General features: G+C 36.0%; 15 protein-coding genes. 9 read left to right on the top strand and 6 right to left on the bottom strand.

Annotated features, from left to right (window positions below; translation table 11 throughout):
* Nucleotides 1–115 precede the first annotated feature (115 nt).
* Nucleotides 116–790 (top strand): SIMPL domain-containing protein, encoded by a 675-nt coding sequence (locus tag DRF59_RS19045; protein WP_115963910.1) that lies wholly within the window; start codon nt 116–118, stop codon nt 788–790.
* A gap of 259 nt (nt 791–1,049) precedes the next feature.
* A complete protein-coding gene (locus DRF59_RS19040) occupies nt 1,050–2,237 on the top strand; it encodes a vWA domain-containing protein (RefSeq protein WP_115963908.1) in 1,188 nt (395 codons plus the stop codon).
* Between the two features lie 254 nt (nt 2,238–2,491).
* On the opposite strand, the gene DRF59_RS19030 is transcribed toward DRF59_RS19040, so the two are convergent.
* The 3 genes from DRF59_RS19030 to DRF59_RS19020 form a co-directional block, all read right to left on the bottom strand.
* A complete protein-coding gene (locus DRF59_RS19030) occupies nt 2,492–3,997 on the bottom strand; it encodes a hypothetical protein (protein ID WP_123873711.1) in 1,506 nt (501 codons plus the stop codon).
* A gap of 24 nt (nt 3,998–4,021) precedes the next feature.
* Complete coding sequence (locus tag DRF59_RS19025) at nt 4,022–4,744, bottom strand: hypothetical protein (RefSeq protein ID WP_115963902.1); 723 nt, start codon at nt 4,742–4,744, stop codon at nt 4,022–4,024.
* A 948-nt stretch (nt 4,745–5,692) separates the two neighbouring features.
* Nucleotides 5,693–6,898 (bottom strand): NAD(P)/FAD-dependent oxidoreductase, encoded by a 1,206-nt coding sequence (locus DRF59_RS19020; RefSeq protein ID WP_115963900.1) that lies wholly within the window; start codon nt 6,896–6,898, stop codon nt 5,693–5,695.
* A gap of 114 nt (nt 6,899–7,012) precedes the next feature.
* On the opposite strand from DRF59_RS19020, the gene DRF59_RS19015 reads away from it, so the two are divergent.
* Nucleotides 7,013–7,393, top strand: coding sequence for a SpoIIAA family protein (locus DRF59_RS19015; RefSeq protein ID WP_115963898.1), 381 nt, complete (start codon nt 7,013–7,015; stop codon nt 7,391–7,393).
* Between the two features lie 96 nt (nt 7,394–7,489).
* On the opposite strand, the gene DRF59_RS19010 is transcribed toward DRF59_RS19015, so the two are convergent.
* The gene (locus DRF59_RS19010; protein ID WP_185144937.1) at nt 7,490–8,683 is read right to left on the bottom strand and encodes an MFS transporter; all 1,194 of its coding nucleotides are present in this window, start codon (nt 8,681–8,683) and stop codon (nt 7,490–7,492) included.
* 174 nt (nt 8,684–8,857) lie between these two features.
* Here DRF59_RS19010 and DRF59_RS19005 point away from each other — a divergent pair, with 174 nt between their 5' ends.
* Nucleotides 8,858–9,757 (top strand): AraC family transcriptional regulator, encoded by a 900-nt coding sequence (locus tag DRF59_RS19005; protein ID WP_115963896.1) that lies wholly within the window; start codon nt 8,858–8,860, stop codon nt 9,755–9,757.
* Between the two features lie 93 nt (nt 9,758–9,850).
* Here the strand turns inward: DRF59_RS19005 and lipA are convergent, their stop codons facing one another.
* On the bottom strand, nt 9,851–10,717 hold the full coding sequence (lipA, locus tag DRF59_RS19000) for a lipoyl synthase (RefSeq protein ID WP_115963894.1): 867 nt from the start codon (nt 10,715–10,717) through the stop codon (nt 9,851–9,853).
* A gap of 220 nt (nt 10,718–10,937) precedes the next feature.
* Between lipA and DRF59_RS18995 the strand changes: the two genes are divergently transcribed.
* The 5 genes from DRF59_RS18995 (at nt 10,938) to DRF59_RS18970 (ending at nt 15,422) form a co-directional block, all read left to right on the top strand.
* Nucleotides 10,938–11,372: a DUF6526 family protein gene (locus DRF59_RS18995; RefSeq protein ID WP_115963892.1), complete on the top strand. Its 435-nt coding sequence runs from the start codon at nt 10,938–10,940 to the stop codon at nt 11,370–11,372.
* Nucleotides 11,373–11,566: 194 nt separating this feature from the next.
* On the top strand, nt 11,567–12,673 hold the full coding sequence (locus DRF59_RS18985; protein WP_115963888.1) for a DNA topoisomerase IB: 1,107 nt from the start codon (nt 11,567–11,569) through the stop codon (nt 12,671–12,673).
* Between the two features lie 271 nt (nt 12,674–12,944).
* Nucleotides 12,945–14,570 (top strand): L-glutamate gamma-semialdehyde dehydrogenase, encoded by a 1,626-nt coding sequence (gene pruA, locus DRF59_RS18980; protein WP_115963886.1) that lies wholly within the window; start codon nt 12,945–12,947, stop codon nt 14,568–14,570.
* 238 nt (nt 14,571–14,808) lie between these two features.
* Nucleotides 14,809–15,030 (top strand): cytochrome C551, encoded by a 222-nt coding sequence (locus DRF59_RS18975; protein ID WP_115963884.1) that lies wholly within the window; start codon nt 14,809–14,811, stop codon nt 15,028–15,030.
* 182 nt (nt 15,031–15,212) lie between these two features.
* A complete protein-coding gene (locus DRF59_RS18970) occupies nt 15,213–15,422 on the top strand; it encodes a hypothetical protein (RefSeq protein WP_115963882.1) in 210 nt (69 codons plus the stop codon).
* A 326-nt stretch (nt 15,423–15,748) separates the two neighbouring features.
* Here DRF59_RS18970 and DRF59_RS18965 read toward each other — a convergent pair whose 3' ends face one another.
* Nucleotides 15,749–17,362 (bottom strand): AraC family transcriptional regulator, encoded by a 1,614-nt coding sequence (locus tag DRF59_RS18965; protein ID WP_167456707.1) that lies wholly within the window; start codon nt 17,360–17,362, stop codon nt 15,749–15,751.
* Nucleotides 17,363–17,525 lie beyond the last annotated feature (163 nt).

Genomic DNA, 17,525 nt, shown 5'->3' with positions numbered 1-17,525 from the left:
TGTCTTTTTTTACGTATCCACCAAGCGAAAGCCTTCTTTCACCAAGTCTTCCAATTTCCGGCTCCAGATCTGCCTAATTTTACATCAGTAATTAAAAATTTAAAAACAAGAAATTATGAAATTGAAACATTTTTTATTAATCGGAATTGTAACGCTGGGGAGTTTTGCAAACGCTCAGGAAGTAAAGAAAAACGCAATCGAAGTAACAGGGGTTGCTGAAATGGAAGTAGAACCGGATGAAGTAACCTTCAGCCTCGGAATAAAAGCAGATAACAAAAATGATCTGGCAGACAATGAAAAAAAGATGTTTGAGATCTTAAAGAATGCAGGGGTAAAGAACGAGGATATCAAGTTCAAATCATCTTATCAGAACATTTATGCCAAAAACGGAAAGTTTTCTAAGAACTATGCATTTAAAGCTAATGCAAAATCGAACCTCAGCAGAATCTTTGAAGACCTGAATCAGAAATGGGTAAGCAACCTGAGCATTTCAGAAGTAAAGAACACTAAGATTGCAGACTTCAGAAAAGCCGTAAAGATCAATGCTTTAAAAGCGGCAAAAGAAAAGGCAGATTATCTGCTGGAAAGTATGGGTAAGAAAGTAGGTAATGTTCTTGAAATTGTAGAAATTGAAGATTATACGAGCGATACTGTAATGCCTGTTGCGTACAAAAGCAGAATGAGCAATGTTCAGCTAGAAATGGCAGATGCTCCGGTAGATTTTTCCTTTGACAATATTGAAAACATCAAACTGAAATACAGTATCAAAACAAGATACGAAATCCTTTAAAATAACAGATTTAAAAGAGGCTGCCACTTTGTTGACAGCCTTTTTTGTAAGTTTTTCTAACCACTTATTTAATAAGCCTATTTATAGAAAAATTCCTGCTTCCGTGGTTACTCACCAAGTGAAAACCATCTTTCACCAAGTATCCCGAATCTCAGGGTTTAATACAGGTAATTTTACTTCATCATTAAAACAATAAACGATGAAATACCATCTTTTATACAGGTCCAATTACAGCAGATAACCTATAAAAAATAATAATATGACAACTTTAAAAATTTTAGCCATTGCAGCAGCTTTCTTAAACTCCGGTACCAATCCGGCAATCAGCTGCTTGAAAAGTGATCCCAAAAACGCTGAATTAACGGTACAAAATGCTTCCGTGCTTCCTGTAGACGCATTATCAAAGGATAACAAGATCCAGGTAGCTCTTTTGCTTGATACTTCCAACAGTATGGACGGATTAATTGAACAGGCGAAATCAAGACTGTGGAATATCGTCAATACATTAACCACGCTAAAGTATAACGGCCAGACTCCACAAGTGGAAATTGCCCTTTATGAATATGGAAATGATGGAATCCGGGATGAAAATTACATCCGTCAGGTCACTCCACTCACTCAGGACCTTGATCTGGTTTCTGAAAAACTATTCGCTTTAAGAACTAATGGGGGAAGTGAATATTGTGGTGCGGTCATCCGCGATGCATCCACCAACCTGAACTGGGATGGTAATGAGAAAAGTATGAAACTGATTTACATAGCAGGTAATGAGCCTTTCAACCAGGGAAAAATTGATTATAAAGACGTTGTTTCAAAAGCAAAAAATAAAAATATTTATACCAATACCATTTATTGTGGAAGCCGGGAAGAAGGCATTCAGGGTTTATGGCAAAATGGAGCCACAACAGGAGGTGGAAAATATTTTAACATCGACAGTGATAAAAAGGTGATCTATATTGAAACCCCTTATGACATCAGGATTTCCGAATGCAATGCACAATTGAATACTACTTATATTTATTACGGAAATCATGGTTCAGAATACAGACTTAAGCAGATTACACAGGATAAAAATGCTGAAATGCAGTCAGCATCCAACCTTGTAGAAAGAACCATTGCCAAGTCTAAAAAGAATGCTTATAAAAATGAACACTGGGATCTTATAGACAGGGCTGAAAAAGATGCAGATTTTATTACAACCGTTAAGGAAGAGGAATTACCTGTTGAACTGAGAGGAAAAAGTAAAGCGGAAGTGAAAAAAGCTGTTGCTGTAAAATCTGCAGCCCGGAAAAAAATCCAAAAAGAAATTGAAGAACTTTCTAAAAAACGACAAGAATACATTGACAATGAAATGAAAAAGAGAGGAAATACAGATGCTGATGATTTAGGAAAAGCTATTGAAAAGTCTATTCTTGAGCTGGCGAAAAAAAACGGGTATAGTTCCTGATTGTCAAAAAAAGCCGGTTCACTTTTAATTGAGGGCCAGCTTTTTTATTTGACATTATGTACTAATACCTATAATAATTTCAGAAAGATCTGTACATATATAATGAGATCAGGTGCAAAATCCATGATCCGGGCATGTCATTTTTCTTTATTAAAACAGAAACAAGATGCCGGGAAAACTCCCAACATCTTATTTCCTATGGAAAGCTCCGGGATAAAAATTCAACATAATCCGGAGTCTGATTATTTATTTTCTTATAATCCTTTAGATTTATCCATCGCATAAGCTATAAGGTTATGCATGAATTTCTCCTGTGCACTATCTATAACCACATCCGAATTTGTTCCTACTGCATATGGTCCCTTGAAATATCCATAATTTACAAAGATGACCCTACCTTCATATTCTCCTCCTAATGTAAAAGCCATAGCATAATCAGGGTAGTTTTTATTAACAGCATATACAGTGCTCCCTGCAGGAAGGTCACTCATTTTATATCCGACTTGGGCACTCATACCACTGCTCAGTTCTTCTCCTTGAGAAACTGAACCAAAATTTTGCACTGAACCGGGAAAATTGTCTTTTACCTGTCCATGCCCATCAGCCAACTGGGTGAAAATCTTCAAAGAAGAACCAGTACCTAGCTTCCCCTTCAGTCCAAATTTATTCAGCAGGTAAGTTTTATAGAGGTAAAAGTTAGTCGCTACTGCTCCGTTATCTAAAGCAATAATAGCAACTCCGCCTGCTTTTACAAAATCTCTGATCAATTCAAAATCATTGCCGTCAATCTGTGATTCTTGAGTAACAGAGCTATTAACTCCCCAGTGGCCAACCTCAAGAATATCAAAAGAAGACCTTAGTTTTTTCCCGGTTGCAAAATCTCTTACCTGAGTATACACCGTTGAACCTTGATTATTGAATGATTGTTGTTGAGTAAAAACATCATATACACCTGCACCACTGGCTAAAGCAGTATAAAAAATCCCTTCCGTCTTTTTTATCCCCGCAGGGCCATAATTAGCAGCTTGACGCATTTGATTGGTGAACTTGTTAAAGCCGACATCATTGCCTGCAGATGTAAGTAAAAAACTGAAAAAGCCATAAGATCCTATCCTCGCATAATCCGATCCTCCTCCAGTACCCGGTTTGTTTACTACATTTACAATAACCGGGCAGGTTTGCCCTCCTACTGAAATAACAAATATGGCTTGTCCCTCTCCGGAAGGAATCCCTGATACTACAAAAGTCAGTGTCCCATTCCCGTTTTCAAAGGTTCCTGGGGCCAATGTTGCTGTTAGTCCTGTCACTCCTGAAGAGTTTACACTCACGGCAGGGTATGACTTGCCATTTCCTCCGGTGTATGGGATCTTAAAAGTTCCGTATGAATATACATTAGCGGCAAATGTTCCGTTTATAGTGGCATTATTGCAATCCAGCGTCTGAACTACGCCTAAAGGTGCTGTTTCAGCACTCCCGATACAGTCACTCCAGTCTGCGGTCTGTTTCAGTCTTACACAGTCCTTTGTACTGTCATAAAAAATGGTTCCCGGAGCCACAGCATTATTGGGAACTGCATTTTTAATATTATTTGCAGCAGCATTGGTTGGAAGTACCAGTCCCATATCATAGCTGTATTTATCTCCGTCTTTCTTGTTAATGTCTAAAGCGCCCCGCGGCACAGGCGAACCTATACCTACCTGGCCGTACGTCATTGAAACGCTCAATAAAACACCTGCAATCAGGAATACTTTTTTTTTCATTTTTTTCATTTTCTTATGTTTGTTTTATATCGAAATATTCTTTTTGTCTTTTCTAATGATTAGGATTTTGTCTTCAGGAATCCTTTTTGCTTTAAAGTTTCTGCCAGGATTCAAAGCAGCAATACTTGGTTTAGCACTCACCGGTACCATGACCACACAGTTTTTCCCTCCTATTATGATTACAAATATGGCATTTCCAGCAGCAGCGGGAATTCCCGATACCACAAAAGTAAGCTCACCATCTGTCTGAAAATACCCTGCGGCCAGTGTTGCCTTTAATCCTGTCACTGACATTGATTCCACATTTAGCGTCGGATATGATTTACCGTTTGCTCCGGTATATTTGATCGTAAAAGTACCATACGAATTTACTTCTGCAGCAAATGTCCCGCTTATGATTGGAGTACCACAAACCAGTGTTGTTACCTCACCGGAAGGGACTGTTTCAATAGCAGTCAGGCAATCACTCCAGTCCGGAATTTGTCTCAGCCTTATACAATCTTTGGTACTGTCATAAAAAATTGTTCCGGGGGCTACTGACGCGTTGGGAACTGCATTTTTAATTTTGGCAGCTGTGTCATTGGTAGGAAGCACCAATCCCATATCATAGCTATACTTATCCCCATCTTTCTTGTTAATATCAAGGGCTCCTCTTGGAACTGGCGAACCAATACCGATCTGCCCAAATACTGAAATACTTAGTAAAATTCCTGTTATCAGGAATAGATTCGAAATTATTTTTTTCATCTTTGTTATTATTTATTTTTAATGGTTCAACCTGTTTCATACTTACAGTTATAAAAGCAGGCTATAATTGAGGAGGGACTCAACGGTATACTTTTCATCATCTGTGCTTCTTTTCATCATCTGCACTTTTTTATATACCGTTAACAGCCTGCTTTAAGTCTGTATAAATACATGAGGATGTACTTATTTTGAATTGGTAAAATCAGAAACAACGGATGGAAAATACTTCTCCATTTTATTGTTTCCCATTTTCTAAAGAACATTAGTATAGTGTCTGAATTTTGACAAGGCAAAACTAAAGCCTCCTAAAGAAGTATAAGAAAAAAACGTAAAAACAATAACTGACATTTCGTAAAAACACGTTTACGATTTAAGCAAAACACTAATTATCAAACACTTAATAAAAATATACGAATTACAAAAATTTAAAAATATCTTTTTAATTATTATTCAGTGCCTACAAAAAAATATTCTATCTTACATAAATATTATTATTTGAGAAAGAATCAAGCAAGTATTCTCTATTATTTTATCTAAAATACCGGATAAAGAATGTTTTTTATTCTTCATAAATAAAGAAGCCCATCCAATTCCCACTACGGAGAAAGAATCGTTGCAAAGTCTAAGAAAAATGCTTATAAATTAATCAAAAAGAATGGCACGGCTTGTAAGTCGTTTCAGTTGTGAAACGACTTCTCCCAAATTTAAGATATAGTAAAAAGTTTCCTCATATTCCTACTTTATCTAATAAATATTAAAGAGGGATGAATCTCCTGAAACTAAATTAAAGAAACAAGTGTTATTTTACTCCAAAGCACATCTTGTCTTCTATATCCAAGGCAACATAGTCTGGGTTTTTCATACAGGTGGTGAAACATTAATAGAAAAGACACTTGATTAAAAATTAGATATGTGGCTGAGGTACTCGAAGCCACATGCTCTATCTTTCTATCTGCCAAACTTAAAATACTCAGACAACAGGTGCTTTTTATTTTTCATAAACCGGGAAGCCATTTCCATCCCGGCCACTGAGAAAGTAATGCCGTTTCCTCCAAATCCCAGTACAAAGTAAGAGTTTCTGAATTTTGGATGCTCGCCGATATAAGGCAATCCGTCTTTTGTTTCTCCGAAAGTTCCAGCCCATACAAAATCGGGATAAAAATGATAATCGGGTTTTATTTTCTTTAAGTTTTTTAAGATTTCTTTTTCTTTTTCATCAAGAATCCCATCCCGTTTTTCAGCGTCATAAAAGTCTTCATCGCCACCGCCAATCAGAACTCTTCCATCGTCAGTAGTCCGCATATAGAGGTAAGGGTCATCGGTATTCCATACCAAGGTCTTTGTAATGTTTTTAAACTTGTCTTTATCTACCTCAGAAACCACAGCATAAGTACTTTTCAGGTTTACGAAATTTTCCTTCAATAAAGTTTTACTTTCATAGCCTATGCAGTAAATGATCTTTTTTGCTTTGATCTGAAAACCGCTGTCAACTTTAATTGTATTAAAACCTTTATGATATTCCACTTCCTTCATTTCAGTTTTATCAAAGATCTTCAATCCTTTTCTTACATTATGTTTAAACAGCTCATGGGCAAACTGAAATGCATCAATACTTGCACCCTGTTTTGATAAGATGCCACCATAGGTATTTTCAAATCCAAATTTTTCCAGGATCTGGTCTGCATTAAGCCAATGGACTTCAAAACCGGCATTGTTTCTGGCTTCATATTCTTTCTTTAACCATTCCGCATCTTTCTTTTTAGAAGCGAAATACAACGATTTTTTACGTTTAAATCCTGCGCCGGAACGTATTTTACGGGCAAGTGTTTCAATGGTATCAATGGCATCTGAACATGCTTTATAGCTGGCAACGGCTCCTTTTTCCCCTATTATTTCGGTTAATTGATAAAGAGGAACATCTATTTCGTACTGCAGCATTGAAGTGGTGGCTGAGGTACTTCCATTACAAAGTTCGCGTTTATCGATGAGGATTGTTTGATGGCCATCCTTTATCATTTGATGGGCAATAAGGCTTCCTGTAATTCCGCCTCCTATAATTAAAACATCACAGTCTTCATCTGTTTTTAAGGAAGGATAAGTAGCAATCAGTCCGTTTTTTAAAAGCCAAAAAGGTTCATTTGATTTAAGATCCATATTGATATTTTACATTAAAAATAACAATATTTATACCTATTTTAACAGTTTACGATGAATTTATGGTTTAATTATTGTTACTTTATTAATTCCAATCACCATAAAATATTTACTATGATAACAATTATTCCAGAAGCTCCGGAGAATGTTGCAGCATTCAATGCAACAGGAGAAGTGACTAAAGAAGATTTTGAAAAACTGGTAATTCCTCGTGTAAAAGAGAAGGTAGATCAATTTGGAGAGCTAAATTATCTACTGTACCTGGATACTGATCTGGATAAGTTTACCATAGGAGCATGGCTTGAGGATGCTGTTTTAGGATTAAAAAACCTTACCAAATGGAACCGGACAGCCATTGTAACAGATAAAGAAGGGGTACAAAACTTTACAGACATTTTCAGTGTCCTGATGCCGGGAGAGTTTAAGTCTTTCCCTAAGGAAAATTTATACAATGCCCTCTACTGGTGTAAAAACGGTAATGAAGTAGAGGCTTAAAATCAGGTACCTTACTGAAAAGGGGCTGTTTCAAAAGAAACAACCCCTTTTTAAGTCCTTACAATTCTTTCAACATTATCTTTTTGCTGTATTTGCTTATTTATCACATGAAATACATTCTGCAACAGCCTCTTCTTCTGATGCTCCATACAGGTACATATATCTTATGCTTATGACCAGCCCTATAAAGGTCATTCCTACTCCCACCAGAGAAGGATAATTGAAGGGTAAACCATATTCCAGAGGAATTCCTCCAAGGAATGCCCCCATTGCATTCGCAATATTAAAACCCGCCTGCATAAAAGCAGCAGCCATCATTTCACTTTTAGGGGCTGCTTTCATCATCATGATATTGATCGGCGGAGCAATAGACATTGACAATGCTCCACACATGAAAGTCAGGATAAATGCAATATTCTGATGTTCGGAAAGGAAAAATACTCCTGTTAAAGAAATCATCATCAGAAAGATAAGAAGCACACATGTTTTTTCCGGACCGAGTTTATCCGAAACTATACCCCCTACCAGATTACCCACCACCATTCCTGCTCCTGCAAGAACCATAACATAGGCCATCTGACTGCTTTGTACTCCTGAAACAACGGTCATTAGAGGAGTAATATAGCTTAACCATGTGAAAAGTCCGCCAAACCCGATTGCCGTAATGGCCAGTACCAGCCACGATTGTTTATTTTTTAAGAATTTCATTTCTTCTAAAAAATGTGTATTCTGATTGGTTTCTATTGCAGGAAGCCATAATTTTAAAAACAACAGGGCCAAAACTCCTATTACTGCAACAATTGCAAAGTATAACCTCCAATGGAATGTATGACCAATATAGGTTACCAGGGGAACCATAGCAAGATTAGCAACGGTAAGTCCAGTAAACATCATAGATATATAAAATGCTTCTTTTCCTTTTCCTGCCATTTTAGAAGCAACTACAGTTCCTACTCCAAAAAATGCTCCATGGGGAAGCCCTGACATAAACCTTATAATGAGCATTGTCGAATAATTCGGGGCAATAGCAGAAAGCCCGTTGAATAAAGTAAACAGAATCATAAATGCTATCAGAACTTTCTTGGGCGGGAATTTAACCGAATACCCGATAAGAATAGGGGCTCCGATAACTACTCCCATAGCATATGCCGAAATTAAATGTCCGGCCTGGGGAATCGTAATCTGTAACGTTTTTGCAATATCAGGAAGAAGTCCCATGACGGTAAACTCTGTTGTTCCTATTCCAAGTCCCCCTATTGCCAGCGGGATTATCCTTTTATCAATCTTCATTGTATGTTCTTTTTCTGAAATTAGCCTTTAAGAAGATGAAAATCATCGTCTTTATTTGAAAGTGCAAAATTCGAAAGAAAGATTGAATTTCACTTCTCTTAAAATGATAAAAATTTGCTCCGTATTAACCTTTTTGTTTAATTTTAATTTAACAAACAATCAAACCAGAACAAAATGAAAATCCAGAAAGAAATTATTGAATTTGAAAAAGGAAAATCATTTAAACTTTTCGCTCCTTCTCTAAAAAATTGTTTTTTCTGGCATTATCATCCGGAAATAGAATTGGTATATGTGGAGGCTGTAAATGGAATCCGTCATGTAGGAAAAGACATTTCCGGTTTTACAGAGAGTGACCTGCTACTTATCGGGTCCAATGTTCCTCATTTAAATTTTGACTATGGTATTCAGACCGAATGCAGGCAGCTGGTATTGCAAATGCGGGAGAATTTTCTCCAGGACATCATTTTTCCGGTTCCTGAATTTGAGAACATAAGAAAACTATTGGAGAAATCTTATCTTGGATTATCTTTTTATGGTGAAACTAAAAAAAAGGTTGTAGAAAAACTTCACCTGATGAAAGAAAAAGACCCTTTTCTATCATTAATAGGCTTAATTGAAATTTTGAAAACCCTCTCCGATTCTACAGAAGTAATAGAACTCAACAAAGAAGATACCCGGATCAAATGGTTTTTAAATGATAAAATCAGAATGGGTACAATCTATGATTATATCCATGAAAATTATGATAAAAAACCAAATGTGAATGTGATTGCTGAAATTGTAAGTCTGAGTACTCCCGCCTTTTGCCGGTATTTTAAAAAACAAACGAATATGACCTTTACAGATTTTGTTAATAATTACAGGATTAATCAGGCCAAGATATTTCTGCTGAAAGATTATTCTGTCACTGAGGTTTGCTTTCAGGTAGGTTTTGAAAGCCTTTCCTATTTTAATAAATTATTTAAACAGCATACCGGTGAAACTCCGTCTGAGTTTAAAAAGAAACATTTCAGACCCATTGAAATCAATGGCCGGATCGGAATTATTGCCAGAGAATCTGCCTGTAATAAATAACTGGAAAGAAACAGTTCAGCTGTTTTCAGGGCTTAATAGATGGGCCTTACCTATGTAAAAAAATAAACCGTTCGTTACTGAACGGTTTTTATTTTAGTGAATGTGCTTTTCTGCATGGTAAGAACTTCTTACAAGTGGTGAACTTTCAACATGTCTGAAACCAAGGTTTCTTGCAAAATCTCCAAATTCATCAAATTCTTCCGGAGTAATGAATTTTTTTACAGGAAGATGTTTTTTGGTAGGTTGCAGATATTGTCCTAAAGTAATAACATCTACATTAGCATTCCTGATATCTTCAATAGTCTGGAAAACCTCATCTTTTGTTTCTCCCAAGCCAAGCATAACACCGGTTTTGGTCCTTCTTTGTCCTGCTTCTTTCAGATATCTCAATACATCCAGGCTTCTTTCATATTTTGCCTGAATCCTCACCTCTCTGGTTAATCGTTTTACGGTTTCCATGTTATGAGAAATTACTTCCGGAGCTACTTCCACCAATCTGTCGAGATGTTTTGTTATCCCCTGAAAGTCAGGAATCAATGTTTCCATTGTTGTACCCGGAGAAATTCTTCTGACAGCGTTTACGGTTTCCCCCCAGAGAATAGAACCCATATCTTTCAGATCGTCACGATCTACAGAAGTAAGAACAGCATGTTTGATCTTCATCAATTTAATTGAACGGGCTACTTTTTCAGGCTCATCCCAGTTTACATCAAGCGGTCTTCCGGTCTTTACCCCACAGAATCCGCAGCTCCTTGTACAGATATTACCCAGAATCATAAAAGTGGCAGTACCTTCTCCCCAGCATTCCCCCATATTAGGGCAGCTTCCGCTTTGACAAATTGTATTTAGCTTATATTTATCGACCAAAGTTCTAAGTTCCCGGTAGTTCTTTCCGGTAGGAAGTTTTACGCGGATCCATTTTGGTTTTTGAACAGTAGTGTCTTGAACTGAATTTTCCATTTCTAAAATTGAGATTCAAAGTTAAGGAATTTTTAATGGAAACCATCTAATGGAAAAATCGATGGAACTGATAATTTAGTAATCCAGGGATGTTCCGGGTTCATCAAAGAACACATAGTTTCTAACATATTTTCCAAAAACATACCACATTACCGAATAAAAAACAAAATTATTACCAATAATATAAAATTTTGGAAAGATTATTGCTGTATTTCAGATTATGAAACAGAATTACAATAATCACCGGAAATTTTATCCGCCCCATCATTTTATTTATCTTCCTTTATTAATACTATTGGAAATCTTCGGGGTTTATAATATATGGAATGATTCTGGGAATCAGCTCATCTGGATTTTATTTTCAATTGTGATTTTTCTGCTTTTCTATCTTGCATTTATGACCAGGCAGCATTATGCGTTGGGACTTCAAAACCGTATGGTGATTCTCGAATTTAAACAGCGTTACTTTGAAGTATTCAATCAATCGTCTGATGAAGTGGCTGAAAAATTAAGGTTTGACCAAATCGCTGCACTGAGGTTTGCTTATGATGATGAATTCAAAGAGCTCTTATATAAAGCTCTTCATGAAAATATTTCAGGAAATGAAATTAAACGGTCTATTAAAAACTGGAGAGCAGACCATCTCCGGATTTAACACCTAATAAATTTATCCTATGAAAAAATGGAACTTTTACAGTATATCAATATTAAGTTTATTAACCCTTTCAAGTTGTGAAGCCGTTGAAACAATTTTTAAGGCAGGGATGTGGTGGGGAATTTTTTTAGTCTGTGCAATTGTAGTCATTCTTTTACTAATCTTTTCGAAGGGTAAAAACTCTTAACCATTCTATGGAGAAGAACACAGATTTAGAAATCATCACACACCTTAAGCCTTCAAAAATTGTTAAAATAATGAAGGATCCGGAAGCTTCTGCAAAGGCGGTACATCTCGTATATACCACTGATGCAGAGACTGCCGGAATTACACGCAGAAAAACAGGAAAAAAATACAGTTATTATAAAGACGGGAAAAAAATAAAAGATAAAGATGAAATAACCCGGATTAATAAACTGGTTATTCCTCCCGCATGGGAAAATGTCTGGATCTGTGCACTGGAAAACGGCCACCTTCAGGCAACAGGTTTTGATGCAAAAAAAAGAAAACAATACCGCTATCATCCCCTGTGGAGCGCTTTGCGAAATCACACGAAATTCTACAGAATGCTTCAGTTTGGATATGCCTTACCAGGAATCCGTCTTCAGGTTGAACAGGATCTTGCTTTAAGAAATTTTGAAAAACGGAAAATCCTGGCATTAATCGTGAGCCTTATGCAGAGAACCAATATCCGTATTGGAAACAATGTCTATGAAAAACTTTATGGCTCCTTCGGACTGACAACACTAAAAGACAAACACGTAGAGGTTAAAGGGCAAAAAATTACTTTTACATTTAAAGGTAAGAAAGGGGTTATGCACCATGTAGACCTTAGAAGCAAAAGATTGGCAAGACTTGTTCAGAAATGCAAGGATATTCCGGGAAAAGAGCTGTTTCAATATTATGATGATGAGGGAACCCGTCATTCTATAGATTCAGGAATGGTCAATGAATACATCAAAGAAATAAGTGGTGAAGACTTCACGGCGAAAGACTTCAGAACATGGTCCGGGACAGTGAGTGCTTTAATCGCTTTTAAAGAGATCGGATATGCAGAAAATGATACTCAGTATAAAAAGAAAGTAAAAGAAGCCCTGGATATCGTGGCCGAACATCTTGGAAATACCACTGCCGTCTGCAGGAAATATTATGTACATCCATTAGTCATCAACCTCTACGAAAACAATACCATCAAAAAATATCTTGATGAGCTGGAAGACATTGAGGAGAATGACGGAAAAGCAAATCTGACCCAGGAAGAAAAACTTGTTCTCAAGATTCTGGAAAATGAGAAAATGTAAAGCTTCCATAGAAAGAATCAATGACCATTCTTCAAACTTTGCAGCTCCTGTCCCTTCTAAACCTGAATTTTAATTGCTAAGGGATCATATCTTATATTCTTTTGTGTAATTCCTTGTTTTTATTATTAATATTATACTGATCAGTGTTTGGGGTTTCATCTGACCACCGGCAAGTTTTTATCTGTAAAAAACCGCTGCATTTTTTCTTTCCTTATAATTATCGTAAATTTGTCTACCAACATCTTATTAATTAAAAATAATACAACGTAATATGTCTAAAGCAATTTCGCAAGTACCTTTAGCGGTAAATGAACCGGTAAATTCATATGTACCGGGATCCCCGGAAGTTAAAAGCCTTATCAGCACTTATAAAAAAATGTGGGCTGAGAAGGTTGAAATTCCAATGATCATTAATGGAAAGGAAGTAAAAACAGATGAAAAAGTACAGCTTCAGTCTCCTCAGGACCATGCTCATGATTTCGGTTTTTACTACAAAGGAGGTATGCAACATGTAGATGACGCTATCAATGCAGCATTAGCGGCTAAAAAAGAATGGAATGAACTGGGATGGGAACAGCGTGCAGCTATTTTCTTAAAGGCAGCTGACCTTTTGGCTGGGCCTTACAGAGATGTAATCAATGCAGCAACAATGATCGGACAGTCTAAAAATGTGCACCAGGCTGAGATTGATTCTGCTTGTGAATTTATTGACTTTCTAAGATTCAATGTAGAGTTCATGACAGAGATGTATTCTGAGCAGCCGGTTTCTGACAATGGTATCTGGAACCGGGTAGAATACAGACCATTGGAAGGATTCTGTTTTGCAGTAACTCCATTTAACTTTACTGCAATTTCAGGAAATCTTCCTACCTGCATGGCTATGCTAGGGAACGTTGTAGTCTGGAAACCTTCTGACAAACAGGTATATTCAGCTAAAGTAATCATGGATGTATTAACTGAAGCGGGTCTTCCTGCCGGAGTAATTAACATGATCTTTACAGATGGTAAAGAAACTGCTGAAAAAGTATTGGCTCATCCTGATTTTGCAGGTCTGCATTTTACAGGTTCTACAAAAGTATTCCAGGGAATGTGGAAAATGATCGGTGACAATATCCATAACTACAGAACATATCCAAGAATCGTTGGTGAAACTGGTGGTAAAGATTTTGTAATTGCTCATCCTTCTGCTAATGTGGAAGCTGTAGCAACTGCACTGGTAAGAGGAGCTTTCGAATATCAGGGGCAAAAATGTTCTGCTGCTTCACGAGCTTATATTCCTAAGTCTCTTTGGGCTGATGTGAAAAAAGTGATGGAAGCACAAATGAGCACAATCAAGATTGGCTCACCTGAAGACCCTTCTAATTTTATAAATGCTGTAATAGATAAAAACTCTTTCGAAAAGTGTAAGGGATATATTGAAAGAGCCAATGCATCAGGAGAAGCTACCGTTGCAATCGGAGGAAAGTATGATGATTCTAAAGGATGGTTTGTACATCCTACTGTTATTGAAACTACAAATCCTCACTACGAAAGTATGGTAGAAGAAATCTTCGGACCAATCCTGTCTGTTTATGTATATGAAGATCAAGATTGGAAAGAAACTTTAAAATTAGTTGACACTACTTCCCCTTACTCATTAACGGGTTCTGTTTTTTCACAAGACCGTTATGCAATTAACGAAGCTTATAAAGCTTTGGAAAATGCTTCAGGAAACTTCTACATCAATGATAAGCCAACAGGTGCCGTAGTAGGACAGCAGCCTTTCGGAGGTGGCAGGGCTTCAGGAACTAACGATAAAGCCGGTTCTAAAATGAATCTTCTGAGATGGACTTCTGTAAGAAGCGTAAAAGAAACTTTTGTTTCTCCAAAAGATTACAAATATCCATATTTAGGGTAATCAACTTATGTAGCGTATACAGTGAATATTAGTATTTGCCTGTAAATTCAATACAGCCCCGGAATTTTTAGTTCCGGGGTTTTTTATTGGATTAGTATAGCACTGCAATCAGATCTTATAGCCTGATATGACTTTATCTAACATCTTTTAACAAAATTTACCTATATTTTACAATTCCTTCAACCTTCTTAGGAATAATTGTTGTTTTTTAATCAGTACACCCCCAAAATAGAATAATATGAAAAAGTTTTTGTTAACAGCCATCGGAATAGGAATATTTGCAGTGAGCTGTGGGACCAAAGAATCAACAATGTCAACAAGCAGTCGTGACTCAGCAACAGTAGACACTACACAAAAAAGTGTACCTCCTGCCACCACTGATACCATGACTACAAAAATGACTAATCCTGACAGTATCAAGATGAAAATAGATTCAGCGTCTACAACTCCTGTCAAATAATTATTATAACGTTTAATTAAAAATGGAAAATCTGCAGTTGAAAGTACTGCAGATTTTTTTATAATATTCAGGGATGTAATAGAATATAGATTTACCTTCCGGTGAATTTTAGAGGTTTGTTTTTCCGATCTCACAAAAGAATCAGTATATTTGATTGAATCAACCACATAAAAAATATCACTATGAAAAAACTTTGGATAGGAGCAGTTCTAGGATTTCTTTTCCTTGGAAGCTGTGCTCAAAATAAAGAAAAAAGAGAAGAGTTTAAAGACGCTCATAATAAAGATTCTTTACGAAACAGGCTGGGAGATTCTGCAGTCGCCAATTCTGAACCTGCACCTGCAGATCCGGATACTTTAAAGATAAAAACAGATACTATACAATCTAAATAACTACAAATCCGCAGAATTTCTGCGGATTTGCACTTAAAAAAACTTGACTGAAAAAAAACCGGGCAATCAACCCCGATTATAGTTATATCCCTAATTTTAGTCTGAGATAGAAAAGTTTTAAAATCACTACTGTGAATTATGAAGCTTAAGATCTAAAATTAGTATTTATTTTATTCCGGAAAAATTATTTTCCCAAAATAAGATATTATCTGTATTGATTGTTTCATAAACTGGCGCAAAGATATAATAGGAAGCCTTTTATATAAAACAATAGGTTGTTCATTTTCATGAAAACAGTAATACAGAATCATAAAAATGTGCCTGATTTAATCATTTTCCTGAAAACGGATACTTTTATTTGTTTGATTTTCAGCATCAAGATATTTAATATATGCCGACGGAGAGAATTCCGTAACCGCTTTAAATACTGCAGCAAATTTGCTGTGGGAAGAAAAACCACATTCATCAGCAAGGATACTGATCTTATATTGTCTGTACTTTTCATCATTGATAAGTTTATCTACAATATAATTGATTCTTAACCGGTTAATATAAGTTTTAAAATCTGCACTTTTATGCTGATTGATCACATAAGAAAGATATTTGGTATTGGTATTAAGCTCCCCTGCCAAAAAAGACAGAGACATGCTCTTACTGTTATAAAGCACTCCTTTTTCAAACTCTTCAAGTAGTTCCAGTAGTTTTGTTTCTGTTTCAAAAGTCATTAAGGAATCATTTCTTTTCCGGTCTGCTTCACTGTCTTTTTCATCAATCTCTTCTACAGAAATATTAGAAAACTCATATTTTTCCCGGGGCTTTTTCAATTCATCAGCAATTACCGGCTGCAGCTGGGTCCTTATAATATTCCTGAATTTTGAACGCTGTCTTTTTTGTTTAATCCTGAAGAATATAACGAGACCAATTATGGATATGATTAATACCACAATTGCTGTATTTTTAATATTATTTATTCTTCCGCTTTTATTGGATCTGGCGAGGCTATCCGGATTTTTTAGCGCAAACTCGTGATTATATGCGGCTATACTGTCATATGCTTTTACATATTTTATGGCATATAATGAAGCTTTAAAACTATCTCCTGTTCCTTCGTAATAGTCGTTAATATTAGAGTAGACCGCTTTTTTTAATTTCAGGCTTCGGGACGTATCTGCTATTTTTTCAGCTTTTTTCAGATACAGTTCAGCATCTTTCCAGTTTTTCTGCTTTATTTTGATCCCTCCCAGCCCATTATAAACCAATCCCAAGGTACAGCTTCCGTTTTTAAGCAGCGCTTCAGCTTTTTTATAATAGTTTTCTGAAGTTGTATAGTCATTAAGCTTAAAATATACATCACCTAATACCTGGTATGAAGTTGCTACTGTCCGTTTTTCATTTGGCCCATTTATTTTTTCAAAAAAATCCAGTGAAAATTCTATATACTTTATGGCATTTGAATAATTACCCAATTCCATTTCATAAAAGGCCATCTCCTGGTTTAACATACCTGCAGCCTCATTGCTCTTTTGGAAATCAGTAATCAGTCTTGAGGCTTCAAGTCCTTTTACAATATATTTTTTAGATCTTTCATAAAGTCCCACCTGCCTGTATTGTTTGGCAAGAAGCCTGCAGATATAAACCATCTTTTCAGGATCATCAATCTGGCGGATTAATGTGTGAGCACTTTCACTAAAACCAATAGCTTTTTTAAATTCTCCTGAATAGTGATATAATTCTGAAGAAAGGATCAGGCTTTTAATTTTTTCCTGTGGAGTTTTTGCAGCTATGAAAAGAGAATCTGCGGTTTTAAAAGCAGCCTGTAAATTTTTGTGAGAAGTAACTGTTGTTTTTTCACAGATCTGATCAAAATTATACTTCTTCTGTGCAAATATGGGAATCGCAGTTGCAAGTAAAAACAAAAATTGCAGTAGGTTTTTAGGCATAAAAAAACAAATTATTATTTTTATTCTATAATAACTCATCATTTTTTCGCTGGTGTCTTTTTGTTTTTTACAAAACTACTAATATTTTACTTTTTATTAAAATATTCTCCTGTAATTTAATCATTTAAACCGAAATTATATTTTATGTTAATTTTAATAATAT

Origin of the sequence: Chryseobacterium flavum (assembly GCF_003385595.1) — a bacterium.
GTDB classification, from domain to species: Bacteria; Bacteroidota; Bacteroidia; order Flavobacteriales; family Weeksellaceae; genus Chryseobacterium; species Chryseobacterium flavum.
Note: the sequence above shows the minus strand (reverse complement) of the source record. Positions and strands in the feature narration are given on the sequence as shown.